Source organism: Flavobacterium sp. SP2 (assembly GCF_057626655.1).
Genome location: NZ_JBVHBT010000005.1, coordinates 283,031 through 307,858, shown reverse-complemented (window position 1 = coordinate 307,858; position 24,828 = coordinate 283,031). Strand labels below are relative to the sequence as shown.

The 24,828-nt window shown below is 29.5% G+C and carries 26 protein-coding genes; 14 read left to right on the top strand and 12 right to left on the bottom strand.

Features of this window, described 5'->3' with window-relative positions; translation table 11 throughout:
• The first annotated feature begins 203 nt into the window (after window positions 1-203).
• From ACZ098_RS12400 to ACZ098_RS12360, 9 genes are all read left to right on the top strand, one after another.
• Entirely contained in the window at window positions 204-1,502 is a 1,299-nt protein-coding gene (locus ACZ098_RS12400) for a hypothetical protein (RefSeq protein ID WP_487312064.1), read from the top strand.
• 48 nt (window positions 1,503-1,550) lie between these two features.
• Complete coding sequence (locus ACZ098_RS12395; protein WP_487312063.1) at window positions 1,551-1,907, top strand: hypothetical protein; 357 nt, start codon at window positions 1,551-1,553, stop codon at window positions 1,905-1,907.
• A 182-nt stretch (window positions 1,908-2,089) separates the two neighbouring features.
• Complete coding sequence (locus tag ACZ098_RS12390) at window positions 2,090-3,076, top strand: S41 family peptidase (RefSeq protein ID WP_487312062.1); 987 nt, start codon at window positions 2,090-2,092, stop codon at window positions 3,074-3,076.
• A 173-nt stretch (window positions 3,077-3,249) separates the two neighbouring features.
• Window positions 3,250-3,855 carry a hypothetical protein gene (locus tag ACZ098_RS12385; protein WP_487312061.1) on the top strand — a complete coding sequence of 202 codons (606 nt, stop codon included), beginning with the start codon at window positions 3,250-3,252 and terminating at the stop codon, window positions 3,853-3,855.
• A 190-nt stretch (window positions 3,856-4,045) separates the two neighbouring features.
• Window positions 4,046-4,948, top strand: a complete 903-nt coding sequence (locus tag ACZ098_RS12380) for a hypothetical protein (RefSeq protein ID WP_487312060.1) — start codon at window positions 4,046-4,048, stop codon at window positions 4,946-4,948.
• A gap of 520 nt (window positions 4,949-5,468) precedes the next feature.
• Complete coding sequence (locus ACZ098_RS12375) at window positions 5,469-5,993, top strand: hypothetical protein (protein WP_487312059.1); 525 nt, start codon at window positions 5,469-5,471, stop codon at window positions 5,991-5,993.
• 181 nt (window positions 5,994-6,174) lie between these two features.
• Window positions 6,175-6,765, top strand: coding sequence for a hypothetical protein (locus ACZ098_RS12370; protein ID WP_487312058.1), 591 nt, complete (start codon window positions 6,175-6,177; stop codon window positions 6,763-6,765).
• Between the two features lie 178 nt (window positions 6,766-6,943).
• Window positions 6,944-7,372, top strand: a complete 429-nt coding sequence (locus ACZ098_RS12365; protein WP_487312057.1) for a hypothetical protein — start codon at window positions 6,944-6,946, stop codon at window positions 7,370-7,372.
• 218 nt (window positions 7,373-7,590) lie between these two features.
• Entirely contained in the window at window positions 7,591-8,004 is a 414-nt protein-coding gene (locus ACZ098_RS12360; protein ID WP_487312056.1) for a hypothetical protein, read from the top strand.
• A 285-nt stretch (window positions 8,005-8,289) separates the two neighbouring features.
• On the opposite strand, the gene ACZ098_RS12355 is transcribed toward ACZ098_RS12360, so the two are convergent.
• Window positions 8,290-8,493 carry a hypothetical protein gene (locus tag ACZ098_RS12355; RefSeq protein ID WP_487312055.1) on the bottom strand — a complete coding sequence of 68 codons (204 nt, stop codon included), beginning with the start codon at window positions 8,491-8,493 and terminating at the stop codon, window positions 8,290-8,292.
• A gap of 266 nt (window positions 8,494-8,759) precedes the next feature.
• On the opposite strand from ACZ098_RS12355, the gene ACZ098_RS12350 reads away from it, so the two are divergent.
• Genes ACZ098_RS12350 through ACZ098_RS12335 form a run of 4 tightly spaced genes read left to right on the top strand, consistent with a single transcriptional unit; the run spans window position 8,760 to window position 10,348 of the window.
• On the top strand, window positions 8,760-9,518 hold the full coding sequence (locus ACZ098_RS12350) for a hypothetical protein (RefSeq protein ID WP_487312054.1): 759 nt from the start codon (window positions 8,760-8,762) through the stop codon (window positions 9,516-9,518).
• A 40-nt stretch (window positions 9,519-9,558) separates the two neighbouring features.
• Window positions 9,559-9,954 carry a DUF5675 family protein gene (locus ACZ098_RS12345; RefSeq protein ID WP_487312053.1) on the top strand — a complete coding sequence of 132 codons (396 nt, stop codon included), beginning with the start codon at window positions 9,559-9,561 and terminating at the stop codon, window positions 9,952-9,954.
• A gap of 9 nt (window positions 9,955-9,963) precedes the next feature.
• Window positions 9,964-10,185, top strand: a complete 222-nt coding sequence (locus ACZ098_RS12340) for a hypothetical protein (protein ID WP_487312052.1) — start codon at window positions 9,964-9,966, stop codon at window positions 10,183-10,185.
• Complete coding sequence (locus tag ACZ098_RS12335; protein WP_487312051.1) at window positions 10,166-10,348, top strand: hypothetical protein; 183 nt, start codon at window positions 10,166-10,168, stop codon at window positions 10,346-10,348. Before ACZ098_RS12340 ends, ACZ098_RS12335 begins: the two co-directional genes overlap by 20 nt.
• Window positions 10,349-10,434: 86 nt before the next feature.
• On the opposite strand, the gene ACZ098_RS12330 is transcribed toward ACZ098_RS12335, so the two are convergent.
• From ACZ098_RS12330 to ACZ098_RS12315, 4 genes are read right to left on the bottom strand one after another with little or no spacing between them, the layout of a single operon-like run.
• Window positions 10,435-11,724, bottom strand: a complete 1,290-nt coding sequence (locus ACZ098_RS12330; RefSeq protein ID WP_487312050.1) for a PcfJ domain-containing protein — start codon at window positions 11,722-11,724, stop codon at window positions 10,435-10,437.
• A gap of 4 nt (window positions 11,725-11,728) precedes the next feature.
• Window positions 11,729-12,085 carry a PcfK-like family protein gene (locus ACZ098_RS12325; RefSeq protein ID WP_487312049.1) on the bottom strand — a complete coding sequence of 119 codons (357 nt, stop codon included), beginning with the start codon at window positions 12,083-12,085 and terminating at the stop codon, window positions 11,729-11,731.
• 11 nt (window positions 12,086-12,096) lie between these two features.
• The gene (locus ACZ098_RS12320; RefSeq protein ID WP_487312048.1) at window positions 12,097-12,276 is read right to left on the bottom strand and encodes a hypothetical protein; all 180 of its coding nucleotides are present in this window, start codon (window positions 12,274-12,276) and stop codon (window positions 12,097-12,099) included.
• 29 nt (window positions 12,277-12,305) lie between these two features.
• On the bottom strand, window positions 12,306-12,728 hold the full coding sequence (locus ACZ098_RS12315) for a DUF6943 family protein (protein ID WP_487312047.1): 423 nt from the start codon (window positions 12,726-12,728) through the stop codon (window positions 12,306-12,308).
• A 901-nt stretch (window positions 12,729-13,629) separates the two neighbouring features.
• On the opposite strand from ACZ098_RS12315, the gene ACZ098_RS12310 reads away from it, so the two are divergent.
• Window positions 13,630-13,794, top strand: a complete 165-nt coding sequence (locus ACZ098_RS12310) for a hypothetical protein (RefSeq protein WP_487312046.1) — start codon at window positions 13,630-13,632, stop codon at window positions 13,792-13,794.
• Window positions 13,795-14,202: 408 nt separating this feature from the next.
• Here ACZ098_RS12310 and ACZ098_RS12305 read toward each other — a convergent pair whose 3' ends face one another.
• The 7 genes from ACZ098_RS12305 to ACZ098_RS12275 all read right to left on the bottom strand — a co-directional run bounded on the left by ACZ098_RS12305 (window position 14,203) and on the right by ACZ098_RS12275 (window position 24,811).
• Window positions 14,203-15,354, bottom strand: coding sequence for a hypothetical protein (locus ACZ098_RS12305; RefSeq protein ID WP_487312045.1), 1,152 nt, complete (start codon window positions 15,352-15,354; stop codon window positions 14,203-14,205).
• Between the two features lie 55 nt (window positions 15,355-15,409).
• Window positions 15,410-19,663, bottom strand: a complete 4,254-nt coding sequence (locus ACZ098_RS12300; protein ID WP_487312044.1) for an NACHT domain-containing protein — start codon at window positions 19,661-19,663, stop codon at window positions 15,410-15,412.
• Between the two features lie 32 nt (window positions 19,664-19,695).
• Window positions 19,696-20,940: a type II toxin-antitoxin system HipA family toxin gene (locus tag ACZ098_RS12295; protein ID WP_487312043.1), complete on the bottom strand. Its 1,245-nt coding sequence runs from the start codon at window positions 20,938-20,940 to the stop codon at window positions 19,696-19,698.
• A 106-nt stretch (window positions 20,941-21,046) separates the two neighbouring features.
• Entirely contained in the window at window positions 21,047-21,337 is a 291-nt protein-coding gene (locus tag ACZ098_RS12290) for a helix-turn-helix domain-containing protein (protein ID WP_487312042.1), read from the bottom strand.
• 383 nt (window positions 21,338-21,720) lie between these two features.
• On the bottom strand, window positions 21,721-22,341 hold the full coding sequence (locus tag ACZ098_RS12285) for a hypothetical protein (RefSeq protein WP_487312041.1): 621 nt from the start codon (window positions 22,339-22,341) through the stop codon (window positions 21,721-21,723).
• Window positions 22,342-22,554: 213 nt separating this feature from the next.
• Window positions 22,555-23,181: an ATP-binding protein gene (locus tag ACZ098_RS12280; protein WP_487312040.1), complete on the bottom strand. Its 627-nt coding sequence runs from the start codon at window positions 23,179-23,181 to the stop codon at window positions 22,555-22,557.
• A 379-nt stretch (window positions 23,182-23,560) separates the two neighbouring features.
• Window positions 23,561-24,811, bottom strand: a complete 1,251-nt coding sequence (locus tag ACZ098_RS12275) for a hypothetical protein (protein ID WP_487312039.1) — start codon at window positions 24,809-24,811, stop codon at window positions 23,561-23,563.
• Window positions 24,812-24,828: the final 17 nt, after the last annotated feature.

Below are 24,828 nucleotides of genomic sequence, written 5' to 3'. Positions count from 1 at the left end.
AACAACGGTTTCAAGAAATGACGCGGCACTGGATTTACCAGAAATAATAAAAGTTTTTAATTATATTTTTAATGGCTTGGTCATGGTTTTTTAGTAAGTTCTTTAGTTTACGGAATGTTGAACAAGTATACTGTTATAAAAACTATTACAAATATTCAAGTTAGCAGCTAGTTTCTCCTAAATAACAATAAAAAATAGCATCAATGAAATCATTCATACAATATCTTTTTTGTTTCTTCAGCTTTTTAGGAATTGCACAAAGTAATTTTCAAATTGATAGCGTTCCATTCAAAAAAATAAATTTATTGGATTCGGAATACAAAGATTTTGTTACCGCAGAAAATAATGTTTATGCACTATCTCAAAACAATGATTTAATAGAAATTGACTTAAGAAAAGACAAGTTTAAATTAATCAAAAATAATATTACAGCACTAGCAAAAAAATCTAATGGTGAATTAGTATTTGGAGATAAAGACGGTAGAATATTTATATTAAACAAAAGGAAAAAAGTTAAAGAAATAGAAAAAATTGATGCTGAAATTTATACTATATTAGTGAATTCAAAAGATGATTACATAATTTATTCAAACAAATTTATCTATTTTAAAAATAAAAGATATGTACCTAAAAGAGAGACTAACTTTTATGGAAAAGTTAGAGCTAAATATACTGGAACACAACTAATAAAACCTGACTTCATTTATTTAGATAAAATGGATTTTATTTGGTTTGCTTATGATGAAGGTGAATGGGGCGGTAATGTTTGTTACTTTGATTTAAATAAAAAAGAATTCATTTACGATGATTGGTTAAGAGTTGACGATGGCATTAATTATAAAGATAGGAATGAGTACTTTACAAAATTAAAAGAAAAATATCCAGAATTAATTAAAGTTAGAGAAAAGGATACAATATACAAATATCCATATAATTTAGGCATTTCCAGTGGGGTCAAAGGAGCTGCTTACAATAACAACGATGAACTATTTATTACTTCAAGTGGTGACGTTAACATGATATACGTCACAAGAAACGCTTTTCATTATTTTGTTGATGGAACGATCGAAAAAATTACTAATAAAAAAAGTGACTATTATACTTCATGTTTTAACCAAGATATTCTTGTAGATGCAAGATATAAGATTGCTTTTGAGCAAAATTTTATGGGTTTTAAAAATAAAGATAAAGATTTAAGAGAAAACATATTAACAGCAAATGAAGTTAATATTTTAGGACATATTTCTTATAACAAATACGATAATAACTTATACTTTTTTAGCTCAAAGGGATTTTTCTCGTTAAAAAATTTTGATTGTAATTTTTCAAAAGAATTATATTTTAGTCCAAAACTAACTTGTAATTCACAATATGAGAAAGACTATTGCATACATTTAAACGTAATTAAGTTTGAATTTATAAGTGAAAAAGAAATTCTTTTTTTAACAAAGAATGACGGAATTGGATACTATAATGGTCAAAGTTTAAAATATTTTAGATAAACTGAATAATAAAACCATCTGCGAGCTGTAACAACTTAAACTGGAACTATGAATTATCGAAAAATAAATTTTCTTTATATATTGAAAATCTTGATTGTAGGTATTTTGTTTTTTGCATTATTTAATCTGAACAATCATTTAATAGGGCTTTATAAAACAGAATTAGATAAGAACTTACAGATTGAGGAAAAGTTTGCAGAAAAAAGTTATTTCGAGCAATATAAATTAGAAAATAAAAACAGAAGTAAGGTAGAAGATTTTAGCAATTATCTTCACTACATTTTCCTAACAACTTTATTTGGGATTTTAATTTTATCATTTATCAATGAAAAAATAGATTCAGAAAATAAAAAGTTGGATGAATTAGAGAAAGAGAAATATACATCGCACAACAACGATTTTTAGAAAATGGCGTCGCAAAGTCGTTCTCAGAAATTGAAAAGGTTTTTAATTATATTTGTAAATGCTTGGTCTTGGTTTTTTAGTGAGTTCTTTAATTTGCGGAAAAAGGAACAAGTCAAGTGTTACAAAAACTATCACAAACATTCAAGTTCTGTGACATTAACAACTGAATCATAGACAAAAAAATGAAAACAACTATTAAATCTTCACTCCTTCTTATATCAATTATTATTTGGGGAAATTGTTTTAGCCAAAGTAATTCGAACATTTCAAAAGAAGTTATTCGATTCTCGGATGAAATTAAAAAGTCAATTAAAAAATACTCAATAGTGTCTAATGAAATAGATTGGAAACAATTAGAACAAACTATAAATTCTCTTGAATTTGGTGGAAAAGAGGATGAAGATAAAAACCTAATAATAAAAACATATATCAAAGTTTTAAGAGATAAAGGTGATAAACATTCTTTTTTTAGAACAAATGCACAAATTCAAAATTATAAGAAAAAGGATTCAACAACCATTTTTTCTACATCAAAATATTTGGAAAATAATATTGGTTATTTAAAATTACCTGCCTTCTCATCATATAACCAAGAAACCACTCGTAAATATGCAAATACTATCAGAAATCAAATTGAGCAACTTGATACAACATACGTAATCAAATCATGGGTTGTTGATTTAAGAAATAATGGTGGCGGAAATATGTGGCCAATGATTGCAGGTATCAATTCTTTAATGAATGACGGTATTGCAGGATATTTTCTATCAAATAAGAATCACGGAAAAACACCATGGATTATTAGAAACGGTATCATAAATTATAGCAACCTGACAATAAATAGTTATAAAATAAAACAGCCAAATGTAAAAATTGCAATATTAATTAATAATAAAACAGGCAGTAGTGGTGAAATGACAGCAATATCAATGATAGGCTTGCAAAATTCTAAAACATTTGGGCAAGCAACAGCAGGATATACAACAGTTAATTCAAGTATAATTTTAAAAGACAAAACTGAATTATATTTAGCGACAGGATATTGTGCTGATAGGAATAACAAAAAATATATGAATGAAATTGTACCTGACCAAATTGTTAATAGTGATAGTCATAATGTGGAGGATTTAACACTAGTAGAGGCTACAAAATGGCTTACAAATAAATAATAACTTCACACAACAGGGGTTTCAAGAAATGGCGAGGCACGGGATTTATTTGAAATGGAAAAGGTTTATAATTTAAAGTTTAGTTTATATTTGTAAAGGCTTGGTCTTGGTTCATCTCCACTTCATGAAGCCTCAGAACGTTGCCAGTAAGTTTACCTAAAAAAACATAAAAAATGAAAAGCATTATAGTTTTACTATCAGTAATTTTATTTTCTTGTAATTCAAAAAAGGAAGGTGAAAATCTTTGCGACTTATCAAGTCGAATTTTAATTAAAGAAAATTATAAATATAATTTGTACTTATCTGAAAACATTAGAAATCAAATAGAGGAAAATAAAACTAATGAAAAATTGTTAAGATTTGATAACTTAACAAGTAAGTATTTAGAATATTTAGCAGAAATTGAATCTGAAATCTCTTCAAAAACTACGAAAATATTTTTCGAAAATGATAATTATTCAAAGAAGGGTAAAGAATTTATTAAGGTAACAAAAATATACAAAGCAGAAATTGAAAAATTAACAATCAATGAAAATTTGAAAAAGCGAATGAATCTAGTTCTTAATATGAATGATATTCAAATGCCAGAAAAAAGAGGTGAGATTCCAGAAAATAATGAAACTGCCGAAATAAAAGTTAGAAAAACTTATTTTAAATATTTAGACTATAATTACAGAGATTTTACAAAAAATCAATCTTTAGTTTTTTTATTAAATAAGAAAAGAAGCATTCTTGAGATTGAAAATGAATTTATTCAAGAAACAATCAATTCAAAATAAAACCTAGAGCCAACAAAGAATTGTGCTTAAAACAAACTTTAAGCGTTTCAAGAAATAGCACGGCTCGGGTTTTATCTGAAATCGGAAAGTTTTGGTAATAGTTGTGAAGGCTAAGTAATGCTAATTACCTCTTCGTGAAGCGTCGAAACGTTCGCAGATATTTAGGAGGCACAGAAAATAAAATATAAGTATGAATTTCAAAAACAAAAAAGCACTACTAATTTTATTCATTTCAGTTTTTTTAGTTTGTTGCAAATCTAAAAATAACGCAATCAAAATTATAAAAGATAAAAACTATGAATTAAAAATTGCAGCGGAACAAAAAGCAGTTTTGATTCTATTTCCTTGTTTTCCTTGTGGTATTGAAAATACTAAAACAGAAGCAAAATTTTTGAAAGATTTTGAAAAAGAAGGAATAACAACTTTACTGCTAAATTATAATCAGAAATTATATTTAACAGAAAGTGAAAAAATTGAATATTCAAAAACAATAAATTCAATTCTTGATAAAAATAAAGTAACGAAAGAAAATATTTTTATAGGTGGTTTTTCTAGCGGTGGAAATGTTTCAGTTGTGCTTGCTAACTATTTACTGAAAACAGAAAACGCAATTCAACCAAAAGGACTATTTATAGTTGATTCGCCATTAGATTTAGAAGAATTATATAACGGAGCGAAAAGTGATATAAAAAGGAATGTAGCTAAAGATGCCATAGAAGAAGGCAAATTTTTAGTTGAAATGCTAGAACAAGAAATTGGAAAACCCGAAGTTAGTACTGAAAACTACAAAACACTTTCACCATATCTCATTTCCAGTAATTCAACCGTAAACATTGAATACCTTAAAAACATAAAAGTTAGATTGTATTGTGAGCCAGATTTAGAATGGCAAATGAAAAACAGAGGCAGAAAATATGAGGAACTAAATGCTTATAAATTGGAGAAAACATATAATTCATTGGTAAATTTAGGAAGCCAGAAAGCAGAATTTATTAAAACTGAAAATCGTGGAATAAGAGCCAACGGAGAAAAACACCCACATTCTTGGAATATTGTAGAAAGAGAAAGTTTGCTACAATGGATTGAAGAATAAAAAGCATTTTTGTAAAGTATCCACCTAAAATAGGCGTCGGCAGCGCAAATTAGCTCTTGTTTGGGGTTGAAGACACCAACGTTGCGGTCTTGTACTGATAATTTGGGGTTCTAGACCTCAAATTTGGGGTAGTAAGACCCCAAATTTTCGATTATATACCTCAATTTTTTGGTTTTTAACCGCATAAATGGCCTTAGGAAGCTCAAATTTTGACTTTTGGAACCTCAAAAATGAACTTATAAACCCCAAGAGAGGATTATTGAACCCCAAACGCCGGTTAAACGGATTAATCTGTGCCCACGAATTATACAACTTACCGATAAATTTCTGTAGATAGTATAGTACTGCAATTGTTGGACACGAATCTTAGTTTCTAATTATGTTAAAGTAATTAGAGATTTTTATATATTTGGTAAATGCGGATTGTATTGCATTTAAGTCATACCATATAAAATGGTTTGATGGAATAGGGAAGTGGTTATGTATTAGTTATACGACAGCTTAGAAAAAAGCACGAAATATGAGAAAATTCGGAATTTTAATTTTGACAATATTTTTATCAGTTTTGATCGCTTCAATTTATGGAGCATTGCACGATCAAGTTACTTATTCAATTTCTTCAGAATATTTTACGGTATATAAATTTGATCAATTTGGTTTTTTGGATTGGGGAAATAATAATCCGAGAATGACAACAGCACTTATTGGAATTTTAGCAACATGGTGGGTTGGATTGTACATTGGAATATTTCAAGGATTGGTAGGCTTAATCCATCCGAACCATAAATTGATGTTTAAATACGTTCTTCAAGCAATATTAATCACTTTAGGAGTTACCCTACTTTTTGGAATTTTCGGCTATATTGCTGGGAAATTTGACGCAGAAACTTATCAAGATTGTTGTTTTCCTTATGAAATTAAAGATGGGAAAAGTTTCAAAATTGTTGGTTCAATTCATAATTACGGTTATATCGGAGGAGAAATTGGAGCCTTTATCGGAATTGTTTACCAAATAATTAAAAGACGAAAAAAAGCCGTCTTATAATAGCAGTTTCAAGAAATGGCGGTACTCTGGATTTCCTGAAATAGGATCGTTTTTTAGTTTGAAGTTTTGTTTATATTTGTCAAGACTTGGTCATGGTATGTTGCCACTTTATATATTGAAATGAGAGCGATATACTTTATTGTCGAAAGATAGAATACTAAGAATGACAAAAATTTATAAAATGAAATTAAAACAAATATTTTTCGCAATAGTATTATTAGGTTTTTTATCATTTAATGTAGCTGAAAAAAGAACATTTGAATTTAATTATCCAAAGCAAAAAGAGGTTAAAATAAGTTTATTATCTGACCATTTCAAGAAATTTAATAAGGGATGGAAAGGTTCTTATTATTACTACTTTGCCGAAAATGATGGTTATATATGTTCAGTTTTTTTCTGCAAACTAAATGAACAAGAAAAACTATCTTTAGTCGAAGTACCTAAAACAGTATTGATAAACAAATTTAAAGAAGATGGGAAAGAATTTCCTGAAAATTCTCCAATATTCGCTTATACATACTTTAAAAATTATTCTAACATAAAAAATATGGAAACTAATGTTGAAAGTTGGGGTGAAATGACAGATGATTTTATGTTTAGAGAAAACGTTATCAATATTGAAGGATCAAAAATTTCTCAAAATCATATGTATGGATACGCTATGTTTGGTAATGACTTATTTGTAAATGTACATTTATCAAAAATTAATTGCACTGACGAAGAAGTTTCAGAAATGAAAGTAATAATAAATTCACTAAGAAAAGAAAAATAAGAGTATTATCGCACAACAGTAGTTTCATGAAATATCTAGGCACAAAATTCATCTGAAATGGAAACGACTTTTAATTTAAAATTTTGGTACAATTTGTAAAAGCAAGGTCTTGTCTTAATGTAGCTTTTTTACATTGCGAAATGTTCACTAGGAATTGATAAACAACATACAATTAATAATGAAAACCTCCAAAGAAATTTTAAAAACTATCATTCCAATTTCAATTGGATCGTTGATTTTTACCTTATACTTTTTTGCTACAGACATGTTAGCATGCAAACTAGAATTGGAATCGTGCGAAACAGATGAGTTGAGTACTTCTGTGTATTTAATTTTTATGTTAGTCATTATATTAATTTCAAGTTTGTACCAAATTAGCTTAGGAAATTGGATTCTGAAACGAAGCTGGAACAAGTTACTATTAAACATTGTGAACAGCATCATTTTAGGTTTACTATTTACACTGGGTTTACTTGCAATGGAACTTTTTAACGGAAAGGCAATCGAAGTAAAATTTTACGCTGGATTCTTTTTAATCATGTTCATTTTAGGAATGTTATTTTCAATTTTGAAATGGTTTTTCGGAAAATATTTGAACAAAGTTTGATTGATAAAATCGGATGCTAGTAAGAGTGGTTTCAGGAAATTACAAGACAAATTATTTATTTTAATTACTAAATATGTTTGTTACTATTATTACTATATTAGTTTTTAATGATTATCAATTGTGGAAGTTGCAAAACCCTAAACATAGTGAAGTTAATTAAATATAAATAATGCAAAGTGAATAAAAAATTAATTATACATTTAGTTTTGCCTTTAACCATGATACTCTTCCTACTTTTTACGAAGTGGTGGATTGTTGATGTTATTGATGGAACAGACGGGATAATGTACGGATTTCCATTTATATATAAAGCTCCGGCATTTTATACGTCTATGGCAATAGAATATTTTATTTTAGAATTGCTTGCCGACTTCCTGATTTATTTTGGATTACTATTTGGAACAGTTTATTTGATAAATAAATTTTTATTTGTAGTTACAATTAGAAAATTGGTCTCTGTTTTTTTGTACATTTTTGCATCTTTATTAGTTAGCTTGGAATTAGTAGTTGCTTTTATGCCAGAAAATAAGATTTCATTTAAAAGAGATTATGACATTAAAATTAAACAGACAGGATTTGAATTTCCATTTAATAACTCTGCTAGAAAAGAATTTGACAATTATCATAAATAAAAAAAAACCGTAATAACTTAAAAATTAAGTGATTACGATTTTTTAAAGTGGAGTCGCCGAGAATCGAACTAACTTTGTTATTACTTGGTTTAATTAGGGATTCATTTTGTTAAAATAAAATTGACCCCGAATTTGTACCCTATCAAAATACTATAAATTGTATCTAAATCTTAATTAATGTAAAGTTAGATAATTTATTTATCACAAGCAAACAATTGGTATACTATTTTTTGAACTAGTTGCTTATATTTTCAATAGTTTAGCAGTCTTTTAGCTGTTCAAATTTTATCCAACTATACAGCGCACTACGTGTTCTATTTTAAGTCCTGTATACTCGCAAAATTCTTCAATAGAGATAAGTTGATGCTGTTCTTTATTTAGGTGCTTCTTTATCTTCAATAAATACAATCTTGCTTGAGCATATTCTTTTCCCATTATGCGTTGCACATCTTTTGGATAAATACATACCCTTGTGCTGCTTGGTATCACTTTTATACAATTTAATACTTTATCTATGCCTTTGACTAGGCTTTGAGTAAGCTTTACTATCTACTACAAATCTATGTAATTTCTGATTAATGACGCATATTATAATAGTCGATTATGTGTGATTTTGGTTGGTTTATAAATTAGACTGTTTGAAATGTGGTTTTTATGATTGAAACTTTGATTAAATCATTCGGGATTTAGTTGCAACGATTAACGAAATGAAAGTGAGTTGTGAGAATGAGTATTAATCAAAAATTGTATAGATTATGGCTAGACAGAAAGGCATAATAAAATTAAAAGGTACTATCGGTGATATTACTTTTTACAAAACGCAGGATGGACACTTGGCCAGAGAAAAAGGCGGTATTGACGCTAGTAGAATTGCAAGTGATCCAGCGTTTCAAAGAACTCGTGAGAATGGGTCGGAGTTTGGTAGAGCAGGTAAGGCTGGGAAGCTTTTGCGTACTGCTTTAAGACCATTGCTGATTAATTCAGCAGATGGTCGAATGGTTAGCCGCTTGACTCAAGCGATGGTGAAAGTTATTCAAGCGGACTTGGTGAGTGATAGAGGTTTGCGTAATGTAATTGATGGAGAAGCTGAATTGTTATTTGGCTTTGAATTCAATATTAGAGGTAAGCTTGGAACTAGTCTTTATGCTCCATATGTTGGAGCGATTGATCGCGTTGCTGGAGAAATTACTGTTGATATTGCTTCTTTCATTCCTGCGAATATGGTTTCGGCACCAAGTGGAACTACGCATTTTAAAATTATTTCTGGCGGTGCTGAGGTAGATTTTGAAGCTGAAACTTTTGTTGTTTCAACTTCTGAAACAGCTATTTTGCCTTGGGATTCGACACCGACAGCAGTAATTTCACAAACTAATGCTGTAACTCCGGCTAGTACAAAACCATTGTTTTTAGCTTTAGGAGTTGAGTTTTTTCAACAGATAAATGGAACAATGTATCCTTTGAAAAATGGTGCTTTTAACCCATTATCGATTGCGAAAGTTGATAGCGGTGTGTAATGGACTTCGACAAGCTCAGTCTGACAAGAAAGGTTAAAAGATGATTTTATTTTTAACTAGAACTTATTTCCCTGAAGGAACAAATGGTAAACTCGAATGCGATGGCAAATTAATTTGTAATACAATTGAATTGCCTTGGAAGATGAACGAAACGAAGGTTTCCTGCATTCCGGAAGGGAAGTATTTTATAGGAAAACGCTACAGTCATAAATTCAAATGGCATTTGGAAGTTTTTAATGTACAAAATAGAAGTTTGATTTTGTTTCATCCAGCCAATAATGCTTTGAAAGAGTTGAATGGTTGTATTGCTCCCGTAACAAAAATTTCTGGACCTGGTTTAGGTTTAATGTCTCGAAAAGCTTTTACAAAGTTGAAATACTTGGTTTATAAAGCTTCCGATAAAAAGGAAAGTGTTGTGTTAGTTGTTCAATCTTAAAAAAAGATTATGAAAAAAATTGTAAGTAGAGTGAAAGCGCCCACACCGAAATTCTTTAAAGTGCTTCGAAATATTGGTTTGGCGTTAGCAGCTGTTGGTGGTGCTATTATAGCAGCACCAGTTACACTGCCTGTTATAGTAACTTCTGTTGGAGGTTATTTGGCTGTTGCAGGTGGCGTTGTTTCTGCTGTTAGTCAGTTAGCAAAAGAAAATGATGCACCATCCGATTAATCCAACTTTGGTTGGAACTGCTGGAGGTACATTTTTGAGTATTGTACCCAACTTGAATTCTGAAGATATATTAAAGACAGTTGCATTGGCAACAATAGGTGCCGTAGTCAGTTTCTCAATTTCGGTAGTATTAAAATACTTTAGCAAGAAGCACAAAAAATAATGTTTAGCCTTTGTTGTGGTGACCTTTGGGTTAAACAAATTGAAAGCCAAGTCGTAAGACCTGGCTTTTTTTTATTTTTTACAATTTTAACAAGCTGTTTTCATCCTAGCTCTTATGTGGTGGAGGTTTTTGCTAACAAGGTTTATAATTTGCTTGTTGTATTTTGTTGCTTTATTCCCAATTCCTCTTGCTTGAAGTATTTCTAAATTTTCGAGAGAAATTTGAATAGTTTCTGCATGGATTCCATTCACTTTAGCAGAGAATATTAATGAGTTATCTTTTTTGTAATATTCATTTGTGAAAACACAGTGCTTGTGAATGCATCCTTCTTCCAAAAATTCCGTTATAGTTTCAATTACATTTATTGAAATATTTTTTTCTGAAAATACCAACCCGAAGAAGTGCTTTTTAGCTTCAAAATACTTCCTTTGATTATTGGTGATTTGCTTTTTCTTTTCTTCGAAAGTATTTTTAATGATTTCTTCTTGTTTTTTATCTACAAGTTTATCGTGAGCTTTTGCAAGGTCCATTGGACAAATGTATTTTGGATTTCTTGTATCTCTCCCAAAATAGTGAAGCAAATCTATATAGTCCATCCAAAGCTTTGCATCTTTAATAACAAAGTTGTTTCTGATGCAGATTTTTATGGCTCTCCAAGACATTCCATTGCTTTTAATACTAGTGTTTCTGATGTGATAGTAAAGCAAATCAATCTGATTACTTTTCAATAGTGTTTCTGCTATGCTATCGGTTAATACTGCTCGAAATAAGACTTGAGGTGCAATGCCATGAAAACTCCTTTTAAATCCATTTCTTCTAATGATTGGAAGGATTTTTTTATTGGGAATTATATAGCTTGGACTAAGATAAAATCTACTGTTATTGTCATTTTGTTTCAGCGATAATTCGCTGCTTACAATCCATTGATCATAATACTGCGATAATCCCATTACATTTTTTGACAAACTTCTAGTTTTACCATTTTCATCTATAAAAATTTGCATTACCTCGTGAGCCCAAAAAGAACATTCTTTATTTTTTCTCATGGACTTAGTGATGCAAATCATTCTGATGAGTTGAAACTTGTCAACAGTAGTAATTATTTGGTAGTAATCTGTTTGAGTTAGTCCATTTCGGTAGTTGTGTGAAACAATTAATTTTTTAGAACAATTAACACAAGTAACCTTGATGTGCTTTTTATTATCAATTACTTTCCAGGTATGTCCACATTCTAGGCAGAAAATACTTTTCCTTGATTGCACTGCATACTTATTAAAGCATTTGGAAAATGCTGCATTGTTCTGTTGTTGAGTAATAGGAGGTAAGGCAATGCTCAAGGCTACTATTTTACATTCAAGTGCTGATTTTGGCTTCATAGCTTTACAAATTAAATAGTGAGGTTTGATTTACATCTGGATTCTTAGATGAAGTTTTCACCTGCTCTTTTACTTTTTGTGGTGGAGCTGCAAGAGCTTTGTTTACTATTATTTTTGCGTTTAATGGTTTGCCTATTTGGATGCTGTCTTCATCATAATAGTGCATTGCCATATTGTAAATCTCATCATCTGCAAAGCCTTGTCTGCCTGTTTTTTTTACTTCGTTCAAAATATATATAGCGCAGTCGTCTATGTTTTTATATGGCTTACTGAATGTTATTGCAAACAGTTTATCATTTTGTGCTATTTCTTGCAAATAGGCAGTAATAGCCTCTTTAAATAGGTCTTTAGTTTGTTCCATTCTATTGATTTTTAATGTTCTTCACATTGGTTTAATTTCACTTCTTCAATTACTATTTTTGAACTTGGCGTTTGCAAATTTTGGTATTTTGCACAGTCCATTGCTTTGGTTCTGCAATCGAAAACACCAAAGAATATCCGTGATGTTTTGGTTTTCCAATTGTCTGTTTGGTAGAGAATAAAGAGTGTCATAGAATTGATATTTAGGATTAATAAATGAATTATCTATTGCTGTAACGATGCACAATAACTCTTCGCATATCGTTGATTAAATTGATATTTTCGTGAAATTGCTTTTCTTTAAGTTCTAAAAGTTTTAAAGCTGCAACATGCTTTACATGGGCTTCGTATTCTTCCATTAGTAATTTCGACTTTGGGAAGAACTCTTTTTTGAAATCTGGCAGACGTAAAAATGAAATGACTGAACCAACCAGATGTTGGTGCCAAAATTTTGATTTCCATAAGCTGTATGCAATCCAATAAATGTTTTCACAATCTTCTTTGTTATCAAAGATTACTACAAAACTGTTTGTGAATGGCTCATTTTGCGGCTTTCCGCTATTCATTCCTTTGTTAAGTATGAATAAATGAGGTTTGTTGTAAATAGTTTCTTTTTGGTGGGTTTTTACGATAAAATTCATCATGGCGTTAGATTAAAGATTAGCTTTTCTTCAATTTCCTGCTAGGTTTCTGATGAATATAGGTGTGCCTCGCTACGCTCTGCGCACATAATTTTTTTCAAAAGAAAAAAAGAAAAAAAAGAAAGTCGTACCTCAAGTGGAGGTTTCAAGAAAAGCAAGTTTTTTAGAAAAAATACTACCTGATACATCGACGGAAATAGGGTTGTAAAAAGCAAAGGATTAAGTCACTCGTAACGATATGGGTGGAGATTTTTTCTAAAACCCGAAGGGCTTGAACTTGCTTTTCTTGAAACTGGAACTTAACTTTACTTTCTTTTATTTTTTTATTTTCTTTTCTTTTAATCCGATAAGTTTCTGTTGAAGACAGATTTAAAATGTTGATGGAATAGAAGATGTTCTTCGGAAAGGGTATGAATTTTTAAAACAGAAAAAAGAGATAACATACTATTCCAATTATTTTTCTGTTTTAAAAATTCATACTCTTTCCTTGGTTGTTTTTTGAGGATGCTTTTTAGTCAGTTGACAAATTGAGTTTTAGGTAGCAGTATGCTTCTTATGGAAATGGGAAGCATCTTCAAAAAACAATGCAACTACTTACCTAGTGGGATGCGGCAGTAACGCAGGCAAGTGTATCTTGTTTTATTTGCTGACCTTGTATTTTCTGATTGATTTTCTATCGACTTGATGCCCAATCTTTCTTTTAAAAGATTGATTAGAATGATAAAGTAAATGAACAACTGAAACCGCTTGGCATTGAGCCGATGGGAAATCACTATATTTTGAAGTACTGGCAAATAAAACAAGATACTCTTGCTGGGTTCTTTTGGTTTTGTGGATAGAAAAATGGCTTTTACCATAGTTAAATCCACAATACATTAAAGCCATTTTTCTATTTACAAAAGCAATGCAAACACTTACCAATTTAAACGCAGAGTTGCTAAAAACAGTAACCGTAGAAGTTCTTGAAAGAAGGTATAACCGTAAAGTTGCTGATGGAATGGAGAACGTTGTTAAAGCCAGTGGCGAAGGATGGTCTTTTTTATTGCAGGCTGGCGCGAGGAAGCAATAAAAAAAGTTGTCCTAGAGCCACTGGCAATCGTCCGGGTTTGGATGGCTGTTTTACATAATTGATATTATTAGTTCATCCTATATTTGAATAGGAAGAAAGGTGTGAAAATGAATAATAATACTCAATTATGTAACACAGCTTGGGTAAAAAAAATTACTGGCGCAAGTCACGAAGTGTACGCGTTTTTGGTACAAAAACTGTGACAGTAATTTTTTTGTAGGGTAGGAAAGGAGTAGGTACTGAAATATAAAACTTAATTTTAGCACCGAATTAATAAGAATGTTCTCGTTATTAGAAACATAATTAGTGAAATGAAGCAAACAAATATCTAAGGTTAGGAATACTTGGACTAAATAAGGATTTTGTGCAGGTGAATGAGATAATTTGTAAAATAAAAAATTTTAAAAATTAAAATGTATTATAAATTTTACTAAGGGTTTCATTTGAGATAGAAATTTCAGCATTTTTATTATTTATGTATAGCGATTCACAACTAAGATTCTTAATTATTTTTCTTCTGTAGATATGCTTTCCCATGTTAACTTGTATTTCTTTATTGTTGTCAATAATTTTGGAAAATATTACATTCCCTATTATACTTTTAAAATTTGTAATGTAATTTTCTAATCGTTCTATGATTTGATTAATATCGGTAGTCATAAAATATAATGGACTAACTGGAAAATAAAGAAGACCATTGAAGTGTATGGGTATTTGATCAGCTTCTTTCTTTATTTTACTAATTATTTGATTTGTTAAATTGAAGTGTATTGCAAGACCTTCAATTTTGTCTATATCCAAAAAATATTTTTTAGAGATTTCAATTAATTCATTTCTATACTTCATTGGTGCAATTAAAAAATTGAAACGTTTGTCTGAATAATAAACAATTTGCCCATAAAGATGTACTCTTTCTTTTGCTTTGGCAATTATTTTACTTATTTCAGTGTATTCAGATTTTTTTACTATTATTTTTTGTTTTCCTATAAATGAGTTTTGAGGCGGTAAATAATGAAAGTTTTCATGAAAAAAATAATGATTCTCTCTAATGAGAATTCTTTCCTCATTCTCATTCAATGATGACACTTCTATATAAACGGTTTCATTATTATTAGGATTGATAACTCTAATATCAGGTGATTTATCTATATTATTCTCTACTGGAAAACTTACTATAAAATTTTCTTTGATATAATTTTGAGCAATCTCAACAAATGGAATACCTTCTTGTCTAGATTTGTCTCTCAGTAGTAATTTTTTTTGCAGTTCAGAAAAATTAATATCAGATGTTTCTAACACTTTTAGTGTCTCTGCAAATTCAATAATTTCAAATATCCTAAATTCCGTTTTTTCAATAACCATTTGTCTCATGGGATTATTCCGATGTGAAGATTTTAGGAAGCTTCTACCTAGAATTTTTTCTAATATAACTAATGACTCATAATATTTTTTTCTAATGTTTTTATTAAGTCCATCAGCTATTAAAGCATAGTCTTTTTGTTTTTCCCATCTGTAGTGGTCATTAGCAGACTTAAATACCTTAAAATAATTTTCATTCATACTTTCCATATTTTATGCTTCAAAATCATTAAAATAAATTTGTTTAATTTAATTCTTAGTTAATAAATAAATACTTGTTGGTATCTAATATTTTTAGAACTTCATTTATTTTATATGGTTTTGATTTATGATTGTAATATATTTCTTGAACATCATTTTTTAGTTTATTTAAATAAAACAAATCGATATTTAGAGCTTTAAGTTCATTAACTTCAAATTTGTTTATTAAATCTATAGTTTGAGAACATATTATTTCATCATTGGATTTACATATGTTAATTATAGCTTCATACGATATTCTCAATGGAGAATAATGACTACCAAATAAATCTTCTAAATTTTTGAGTGAAAGACATAATTCAAAAGTTTTGACTAATGTGTGAATTGCTTTTGAGTTTGTAAAATTTTTCCAATCATCATTTCTAAATTCAAATTCGCCATTTAAATTTTTATCTATTTGATTTTTTATAATTGTATAATATCCATCAAAACCCAATTCATAATTTAAGTTAATTAGTTTTCGTACAATTTCTTTTTCTGTGAATATACTATTTGTTATTAATTCAGAATGTTTGTTTAATATGAAATCAATAATAATTACATTTTGATTTTGTTTAGTTATTAACTGAAAGATACAATTATATAGAAATCTATAGGTTTCATCATTAGTTGGTGAAGAATAACTTAAAAATTCTTTTAGAGTTGAAATATCATTACTATAAAAATTCTCGATTATTTCTCCTGCATAATAGTAATTACCATTATCTAAAAAAAGATAAATTTTAGACTTTAAATCTAAATTCAAGTAATCAATGCTAATATTATTTTCTATGCAATATTTTATATGATTACAAAAACTTGAAGGACTAAGCTTATTATTAATAAGATTATTTAAAATGCGATTATTTATATTTTCTATATTTACAATACCATCTAAATAATCTGTAGTTATCCCTTGTTCAATGGTGTTGAACCACAACATGTCTAAAAGTAATTCTTCTTCAAGATTAAATTTAAAATGCTTCTGAAATATATAGATTGCTTCAAATAAATAAAACTTATCATAATCATAGGTTTCATTAATTGATAAGTGATTATTATAATATTCTTTCGCCAAAGTAGTGTTTTCTTCACACCAATTTTTAATAAAATCTTTTTGAGTATCTGATATTTCGATTTTTTTTCCCTTTTCTTCTTTGGGTAGATTATTAACTATATCAAAAATTATATTGAGATTTGAATTTACTATTTCATTGTACACATCATTTTTGTTGAGTTTTTTTCCTTTTGGATAATTATCTCTTAATATTTCATATAAAAGATGTTTTGCATTTTCAGTTACTTTTTTTTGCAATTCAAAATCATCATAGTACCTATGGTAAAACTTATCAATATCGTCAAAGCTTAAATCATTTTTATTTAAATATTCATAAAGCATAGTAATTTGATTTGTAATTTCTTTTTTATCAAATAAAATATCAAAGTTTCTCTGATCTCTTTCACTCCAAAATGTATTTCTGTCGTCTCTTTCGTCTTGACTAAATTTGTCTTTAAAAATATATTTAGAGTTAGATTCTATATATTCTTCAAAAACTTTACTTAACAAATAATTTCTATGGCTTAATACATTTCTAAATTGCTGCAAAAAATCCTCATTTAAAATTCCATTAACATATTTTCTAAGGATTATATCAAATTCGTAATGAGTTGTAATTTCGGCTAAAAAATGTTTTCGATCAGAATTACCAATTATCGATTCAATTATTATATCAAAAAGTTGTTTCTCAATTCCACATGATTTTGCAACTTCTAAAAGCAACTTATCTTCATAGTAATTAGCTTTGTCATTTATTACTGCATCGGATATTAACTTTATTAATTTGTTATGAAACTCAGGTTTATTCTTAAAAAAATCGTTTATATGTGATAGAAATTCTTTTATTATGCTTTCTTTGAATTGGTAATTTTTTTGATTCTCAATAGAAAATTCGTATATCAATAATAATATATTACCATCGTTTATTTTTGTAAATAAATTAAAAATATTGTCTTTGGTTGAGGTTATTGAATTGTATTTTGATATAGTTTTCCATTTTTTATTTCCAATTGATTTTTCTAATATCTCTAAGAAATAATTAATATTTTCAATTACTGATTGAATAGGAACTGAATATATTATTGAACTAATTATTTCTTTATCGTCTCTTTCATAAAGCAATTCAATAATCTTATTAAAGAATATTATGTTACTATTAATGTTTAAACTTTTAGAGAGCATTATTGCATCCTGAATTAAGTAAACATAATTTACATCATCATCGTCACTTTCTTTAATTATATTAATAATATTTATTTTTAATTCCTCGAAAAACATTTCTGGAACATTCATGTAAGAAAGAAGCTTTATTGCTGACATTCTAGCTCTTCTATGAATTTTTGTATCTTTCATATTAGAGATTAAATATTCTATGTTTGAATTACATTCACTAAATGAAGCAATGCCTTTAGCATCGTTAATCCATAAATTGTCTTCAATGCAATTTTTTGTAAACAAACTAATCAGAACTTTAGATTTTATTTCATCTGTAATTCTATCTGAATCTGCATTAAAAAGTATTTCGTAATCATTTGATAAAAGCCAATTGATTAAAGGATTATATATCGTTTCATCAGAAATAAGGTTCAACATAAAGCTTACAACATTATACCATGTAGGATGAACTTTATTTATGTTATCGTCAATTCTAAGTAATTTTACAATTTCATCAAAACTTAATTCGGATACTATTTTCGCAACAAAGTATTCTTGAATATTTTTAAGTACAAAACTCCAATTTTCTGATAAATTCTCTTCCAAAAATGAATTTTTTGCCAAACTTATTTCATCAACATTTGCCACTCTTTTAATTTCTGAAGCTGTCAAAAAAGGTTTTTGCATTGATTCTAAAGCAAATGCAATTTTTTGAGTATAACTAATAATGCCATCTTTATCAAAGTCTATATCATTGCTAAATTTATTTAGTTTATCATGATTCAATCGAGAATTTACAAACTCTTGAATAAGTATTGCTTTGTTAGTTAAAATTTGATTATTCTTAATAAAATAATTCCCTATTAACTCTAAATAAAATGGATTTTCTAGTATATCTCTATTTTTATAAGTATCAAATGTTTTATTATCGTATAAATTCAAATCAAATTTATTTTTAAGAAACTGTAAACCTTTAGAAACACTAATTTCATTTAAAAAATAGGTATCGAAGTTACTAATCTCTTTGATGTATTTGTTGTAAATGTTAGTTCTACAACTCAGTATAAATTTGAATTGATTATTTTCAAAAATTTCTGCATTATCAGTTGTAAAAAGCCTTAACTTATTACTAAAATCAATGATGTTTTCAATTTCATCAATTCCATCAAAAATTATTATTTGATTAGGAATTACCTTAAAGTTAATTGGTAAAAAATCTTCAATTCTAGATGTTACTGTAAAGTTTTTAAGAATTTTAAAAGTAGGTATGATATTTATTCTATCCCTAACATTCCATAATTTTACTGCAAGTCTTTTTAATTCAGAAGTTTTTCCAAAACCTGGATTGCCTAATAGAATAATGCCAAAATTATTAGGTTTCATTACCGAAAGAACTGTTTTTTTATATGAAATTGGAAAGTAAAATTCATATTCTCTTTTTTGATTTTCTCTTACAGATCTTTTAATATGAAACTTGTCAACATCAATATTGCCAATATATTTTTCTTTATCTAGTTCATCAATAACTATTTTCTGTAAGTTTTTGTTTGAAAAAATATATTTATCAAATTGGTTTAGTATATCTTTTCTGTCATTGCTATCAATGACTGGAGCATCTTTTAAATATGCTTTTTTGTAGATTTCAGGGTAAAGAGAAAAATATTTGTGAATTTCTGTTTCGGGACTTAAAAAAGCAACTTTAAAATTATTGTTTGCAAGACTTTCTAAAAAAGGTTTGTTTCTAGTTTCTTCAAAAATATTTGTAAAATTACGTTTTGGAGATATGAAAAGTACTAAATCTACATTTTTATGTGTTGTAGCGATTTGAGGTAATTTAATTATTGCATCAGTATAATTTAATTCTGTTGTATAATCTTTACATTCACTATAAATTACTTTACTTAAATATTTATTATCAATTATTTCAATTGCATTATCATACCCATCTTGAGAACCTGAAACTTGGATTCTTTTGCGTACAACTGTGTATTTTAATTCCCTAAAAATCAATTCTAAAAATTCAATAGCTAATATTTCTAAATCTCCTCCTTTTTTCATACTTTTTCTTAAACTTCGAATAATTAATTTTACTATTTAAATGCTTTCTCCATTATTTCTTGTTCGCTTCTTGCGATTCCAATTTCAGAGGCTCTTTTTTTCCATTGGCTTACGCTTTTTAGCACCTCATTTATTATACTGCTCATTTGATCGTTATCTAGTCTAAAAAAATCACCTACACTTTTCGCTACTTCAAAATCTAAAGCATTATTATCCATATCGATGTTTAATGCTAAACCGTCTTTATCAATTGATGGGTTGAGGTCATAGGCAGGAGATAAAATCCAACCCTCTTTAGTTAAAATAAATCCATGGTTTCGCAAATGGTCGTCTGTGTTGGATATAGCAATATTAAATACTATTCTTCTCCATAGTTGGTGTAGGTTTTCTTCAATGTTTGCGCCATAATTGCTTATGAATTCTGCTAAATCTAAATAACTGGCTGGATTGTCGCGAATGGTGTCTTCGTTGTTTGCTGTCATTGTCATTGCAGATGCAAAGTGAATTCTTTCCCCGTTTTCACGGTCGAAGCGTTTGGTAAAAAATGTATTGTAATTGCCTGAAATTTTATCCATTTTGCATGGTGCCATGGTAATCCCTGCATCGCAAGCTAATAGGTAAACTAAATATTCCCAGGCGGCTTTGTCTGTGGTATCGTTTTTGGAAGGAAATTTTGCAATCCAAAGTTCTTTATTTTCATCTAAAATATTGGCTTTCGGTCTTGCACCACCTAATGATGAACCTGGTGCCATTAAAATTGCCAACCATTTTTTTATGTCATCATTATTTTCGTCATTTTCAAAAGTATTGGCCGCTTGTTGTAATTCACGAATTGACGACCATGGAGGAGTAGGAGCTTCGTTATTATTGTCTAGGAAAGGTCCTTCAAGCTCTGTTTTAAATCGTAATGCTCCCATTCGGCTTTCATCATAAACGCCTAATAAATAATCTATATCATATAGAGTTGGCGCTTTTTCATTTTTCGCATTGGCTTGTTGTGCGTTTCTTCTTTTCATTAAAGTACGTCCCCAAGTATCGGGCATGCTGTCTAAGAATACTCCAAAATTTTCTTTGTTGTTTGGGAATTGAGTTCCTTTGTATAATTGAATATCTGGATCTAACAGGAACTTTTGTTCGCTTTTTAACCAATCGTCACTATACTCAAAGCTAAATGCTTTTTTTGCTTTTGCAAAGTGTGCTGAGAGCGTGCCAATTATTTTAGGTTCTGGCATTCCTTTCCAATGAGCGTAAACGTATATATCGATTTTTGTGGACATTCTGGATGGTTATATTTTTAGACTTTTGGATTATTCTAGATGTAATTTTCGCTCCATAGCATTGCGCAAAAATCACTCGAACTGACGTATCATTTATATTTTATAGTTACTTTAGAAGTTCAAGGTCTTGTAATTTTCTTCCTAATTCATCATCTGCTGCTAGTTTTAGAAAATCATCTTGAAGACCTAAAACTCTTAATACATTAAAATAAGCACCAATTGCCACACTTGGATTTCCTTTTTCTATTTGATATAAAGTAGTTCTAACAATATCTGCTCTTTCAGCTACTTGTATAGCTGTTAATTTTCTTCTTTTTCTAGCTAACTTTATATTTTCTCCCATCTGTTCTAATAGTATTAGATGCTTAGGAAATATGGTTTGTTTTTTTCTACTCATTTTACTAATGTTCATTACTATGAACAAAATTAGTTTTTTTGTTCATAATAACAAACATTTCTAACTTTATTTTTATTTATACTATTACCATCTATTTTATCTACTATTTCTTTATCTATAGTTTTAGTTGCTTTTTTTGTCCCAAATTTGGTAAATAATTTGGTCACATATTTCATATTGCGAGGTGCGATAAGTATTTGATGATAAACAACAAAATATGACAATAAACTTATTTGGTTTATTATTCAAAAACTAGTTTATTATTTTGAAATACATCTATTTATTATAAAATATTTCATTTGCGATTTACTACTGATTGTGTAGTGTTTTGCGAACAGAATATTTGTTAAGTTTTGGCAATAAATGATTTTATTTACCAAAACTTAATTTTCTAAATAAATATCAATAAATGATTTTAGATTATATAAATCGATTTGGTTTTCATCTTCTCCTTGCAATTGTCCAATTTCGATAAACGCAATATCATTTGCAAAAGATTTTTCACCGATTAAGTGTTCGATATGGGTATAAACTGCTTCTCTAAGTCGTGGATTGTCTTTGTGTACGATGTAGTTTTTCAGTAGCACTCTAATTCCTAAATCGGTTGGTTTGTTTGGGTTTTCTAATGGAATGAAATACATTTCGCTTATTCGTAAAGTTATGCCGTAATATTCTAGTGGTTTGTCGGTGCCGTTTTCGTATTTGGTTATGTCGCTTTCTGGTTGGAGGAAGGCTGTAATTTTCCAATGCTTTACTGTTGGCGCATAATGGACTACTAATTCCACTTCTTTGAATAAGTATGGATTTCCGTTTGCTGTTATGATTAATTCGGCTTTGTTTTTTTTGTTTTTGATTATGATATCAAGATCCTCGTTGTACTGGTGCAGGATCTCTAGTAGGTTGTCGAAATGGGTTTTTAGTTCGTCTTGTGGTATTTCGTTTAGGAGTAGGAAAACGAAGTTGTTATGTTGGAAGTGGTTCCAGAAGTTGGTTATTGTTTTCATTTTGTTTTTTGTTTTTGGAAGCGGATTATTTTGATTAATTGGAATTTTGGTTTTTTTTAAACACATAGAAGCATAGGATTTAGTTGCTTATTAAGGCGCTTCGCTTTGGATAGGTTTTAATAGTTTTCGCTGAAGCGAATTTTGGGACGCGGATGAAACGGATGCTTTGCAACGCGGATTTTTACAGATTTTTTTATTTTTAGTATTTGCAATTTATCTTCGTTTGTCTATTACTTGCCCGTCATAGGCAATTAAATTGCATAATTCTCTTAGTCGAGAGCGAACACGATTGCCATAATGGGTTTCAATCTCGCTTGCAGAGAGGTTTGTGGTTATGTGGGTTTGGATTTTTTTTGATATGAAAATATCGTAACGGCTTAGAAGTATTTCTGCCATTACGTTGCATTCGTTTCCATAGTATTTTAGGTTGTTTTCTGTACCTAAATCGTCGAAACAGATTGTTTTTGGCGCTGCTTCGTACAGTTTTCCTTTGCTGTATTTGTGTATGATTTGGTAACCGTCTTGTATGAATTCGAAGCTTATGTCTCTGCATGGTTTTACGTAAAATTTGTGTTCGGTAGGAGTGAGGTATTTCATGATGTTCATTAGTGAGGTTTTGCCGCAGCCTATTGGTCCGGTTAATAATATGCCCTTATCGAGATTTATGCCATATTGGAAACATGTTGGTTCGTCTTTGAGGAAATAGGCGATTAGTTTGTAGATTATTGGGTAATCGGTTTCAAGGATTTTGAAATGATTTCCGTATAGTTCGATACCTTTTTTTTCTATCCAGTTGGCTATGTCAGGGTAGCTGTAATTTGATTTTAAATTTTCATTCATTAGGATGATTTTTTGTTCGCTGACGCGATTAATGGGACGCGGATGAAACTGATTTAGCGGATTTGTGCGGATTTTTTAAACACATAGAAACATAGATTTTAGCTGTTTGTCTAGGCGCTTATCTTTGGATAGATTTTCATAGTTTTCGCTTAAGCGAATTTTGGGACGCGGATGAAACTGATTTAGCGGATTTGTGCGGATTTTTTAAACACATAGAAACATAGATTTTAGCTGTTTGTCCAGGCGCTTCGCTTTTGATAGATTTTCATAGTTTTCGCTTAAGCGAATTTTGGAACGTGGATGAAACGGATTTAGCGGATTTGTAAGGATTTTTAAATATAAAAGCACTTCGACTGGGCTCAGTTTTACATATCATTTATTACAATGGTTCTGCATAGTTTTTTTTGGTTGTTGTGTTGAGTTGTTTTGGGCGGTATGTTGGAATTGTGTCGGTGTTGTGATTGAAATTTATACTGTTTAGAATCCAGTTTTGAGCTGCAGCTTGCCAATCTACCATTGGTGTTTTTCCTCCGACTAACCAACCTACACTGGAGAAATAATTGAAAAATTTTTGGGCTTCCAGTTCTGGGAATTTGTTTTCTTGGAAATAGGATTTGACATTTTCGATTGTTGGTTTTTCATTTTTCAATTGAGATACATCGACTGCGCTCGGTATGACAAAATCGTTGGTTATGTCTTTTTCTTTTTTTGCGGAACTTTTTTGCCGACTTGTTTCAGTGTGCTCCGCATTGTAGTTGGCGAATGCCAGAGAAGATGATTCTGTTCTTTTATCCAATTCTGGTTCCAGCATTTCTTTTTCTTCTTTTTTGGCGAAACTTTTTAGCCGACTGTTTTTAGTGTGCTCCGTATTGTAGTCGGCGAATGCCGGCGAATGTGATTCGGTTCTTTTTTCCAATGCTGCGTCCGGCATTTCTTCTTTTTCTTTTTTTGCGAAACTTTTTTGCCGACTTGTTTCAGTGTGCTCCGCATTGTAGTCGGCGAATGCCGGAGAAGTTGATTCGGTTCTTTTATCCAATTCTGGTTCCGGCATTTCTTTTTCTTCTTTTTTTACGGAACTTTTTTCTTCTTTAGAATTCTCAATTTTAAAATTGAAATCATTTTCTTCAATTTTTTTTGCTTGCTCGTCCAAGTTTACAATCTTTAAATCGTTTGAATTGTTTGGTATGTTTTTATTGTTTATATAAGGTACTAGTGCTTGTTCACTACTTGTTTCATTGCTAGTATAAGACTTGTCTACTACTAGTTCTGTAACTAGGCTAATGATGGGTTCATTTTTTGGTAATGTTGTTTTTTCGCTTTTTGGTATTGGCTTTAAATCATCTGCGAAATTGAATAGGTACACGTGACTTCCTTTGAATGGATTGAATGATGGTTCGTATTTTATGTAGCCTAATGCGTGTAAGTTTTTGAGGCACTTATGGTAGGTAGCTTTGGAACTTATTTTGCTTATTCTCATTATTTCATCACGAGAAATGCTTATTGGATTTTTGAATCGGTTGCAGTTCCAGAATTGGAATAAGGCTATGTATAAACTTATGTGTGTTGGATTGAGTGTTTTGTCTATCGCCACTCTTTCGAAGAAACCTGTAAGGTGTTTTATGTAGTTCATTTTCAATTAGGAATTAA

Excerpts from the sequence above, each read along its gene's own strand:
- ACZ098_RS12400 (WP_487312064.1), top strand. The coding sequence starts at position 204 with ATGAAATCATTCATACAATATCTTTTTTGTTTCTTCAGCTTTTTAGGA.
- ACZ098_RS12395 (WP_487312063.1), top strand. The coding sequence starts at position 1,551 with ATGAATTATCGAAAAATAAATTTTCTTTATATATTGAAAATCTTGATT.
- ACZ098_RS12390 (WP_487312062.1), top strand. The coding sequence starts at position 2,090 with ATGAAAACAACTATTAAATCTTCACTCCTTCTTATATCAATTATTATT.
- ACZ098_RS12385 (WP_487312061.1), top strand. The coding sequence starts at position 3,250 with ATGAAAAGCATTATAGTTTTACTATCAGTAATTTTATTTTCTTGTAAT.
- ACZ098_RS12380 (WP_487312060.1), top strand. The coding sequence starts at position 4,046 with ATGAATTTCAAAAACAAAAAAGCACTACTAATTTTATTCATTTCAGTT.
- ACZ098_RS12375 (WP_487312059.1), top strand. The coding sequence starts at position 5,469 with ATGAGAAAATTCGGAATTTTAATTTTGACAATATTTTTATCAGTTTTG.
- ACZ098_RS12370 (WP_487312058.1), top strand. The coding sequence starts at position 6,175 with ATGAAATTAAAACAAATATTTTTCGCAATAGTATTATTAGGTTTTTTA.
- ACZ098_RS12365 (WP_487312057.1), top strand. The coding sequence starts at position 6,944 with ATGAAAACCTCCAAAGAAATTTTAAAAACTATCATTCCAATTTCAATT.
- ACZ098_RS12360 (WP_487312056.1), top strand. The coding sequence starts at position 7,591 with ATGATACTCTTCCTACTTTTTACGAAGTGGTGGATTGTTGATGTTATT.
- ACZ098_RS12350 (WP_487312054.1), top strand. The coding sequence starts at position 8,760 with ATGGCTAGACAGAAAGGCATAATAAAATTAAAAGGTACTATCGGTGAT.
- ACZ098_RS12345 (WP_487312053.1), top strand. The coding sequence starts at position 9,559 with ATGATTTTATTTTTAACTAGAACTTATTTCCCTGAAGGAACAAATGGT.
- ACZ098_RS12340 (WP_487312052.1), top strand. The coding sequence starts at position 9,964 with ATGAAAAAAATTGTAAGTAGAGTGAAAGCGCCCACACCGAAATTCTTT.
- ACZ098_RS12335 (WP_487312051.1), top strand. The coding sequence starts at position 10,166 with ATGATGCACCATCCGATTAATCCAACTTTGGTTGGAACTGCTGGAGGT.
- ACZ098_RS12330 (WP_487312050.1), bottom strand. The coding sequence starts at position 11,724 with ATGAAGCCAAAATCAGCACTTGAATGTAAAATAGTAGCCTTGAGCATT.
- ACZ098_RS12325 (WP_487312049.1), bottom strand. The coding sequence starts at position 12,085 with ATGGAACAAACTAAAGACCTATTTAAAGAGGCTATTACTGCCTATTTG.
- ACZ098_RS12320 (WP_487312048.1), bottom strand. The coding sequence starts at position 12,276 with ATGACACTCTTTATTCTCTACCAAACAGACAATTGGAAAACCAAAACA.
- ACZ098_RS12315 (WP_487312047.1), bottom strand. The coding sequence starts at position 12,728 with ATGATGAATTTTATCGTAAAAACCCACCAAAAAGAAACTATTTACAAC.
- ACZ098_RS12310 (WP_487312046.1), top strand. The coding sequence starts at position 13,630 with ATGCAAACACTTACCAATTTAAACGCAGAGTTGCTAAAAACAGTAACC.
- ACZ098_RS12305 (WP_487312045.1), bottom strand. The coding sequence starts at position 15,354 with ATGAATGAAAATTATTTTAAGGTATTTAAGTCTGCTAATGACCACTAC.
- ACZ098_RS12300 (WP_487312044.1), bottom strand. The coding sequence starts at position 19,663 with ATGAAAAAAGGAGGAGATTTAGAAATATTAGCTATTGAATTTTTAGAA.
- ACZ098_RS12295 (WP_487312043.1), bottom strand. The coding sequence starts at position 20,940 with ATGTCCACAAAAATCGATATATACGTTTACGCTCATTGGAAAGGAATG.
- ACZ098_RS12290 (WP_487312042.1), bottom strand. The coding sequence starts at position 21,337 with ATGAGTAGAAAAAAACAAACCATATTTCCTAAGCATCTAATACTATTA.
- ACZ098_RS12285 (WP_487312041.1), bottom strand. The coding sequence starts at position 22,341 with ATGAAAACAATAACCAACTTCTGGAACCACTTCCAACATAACAACTTC.
- ACZ098_RS12280 (WP_487312040.1), bottom strand. The coding sequence starts at position 23,181 with ATGAATGAAAATTTAAAATCAAATTACAGCTACCCTGACATAGCCAAC.
- ACZ098_RS12275 (WP_487312039.1), bottom strand. The coding sequence starts at position 24,811 with ATGAACTACATAAAACACCTTACAGGTTTCTTCGAAAGAGTGGCGATA.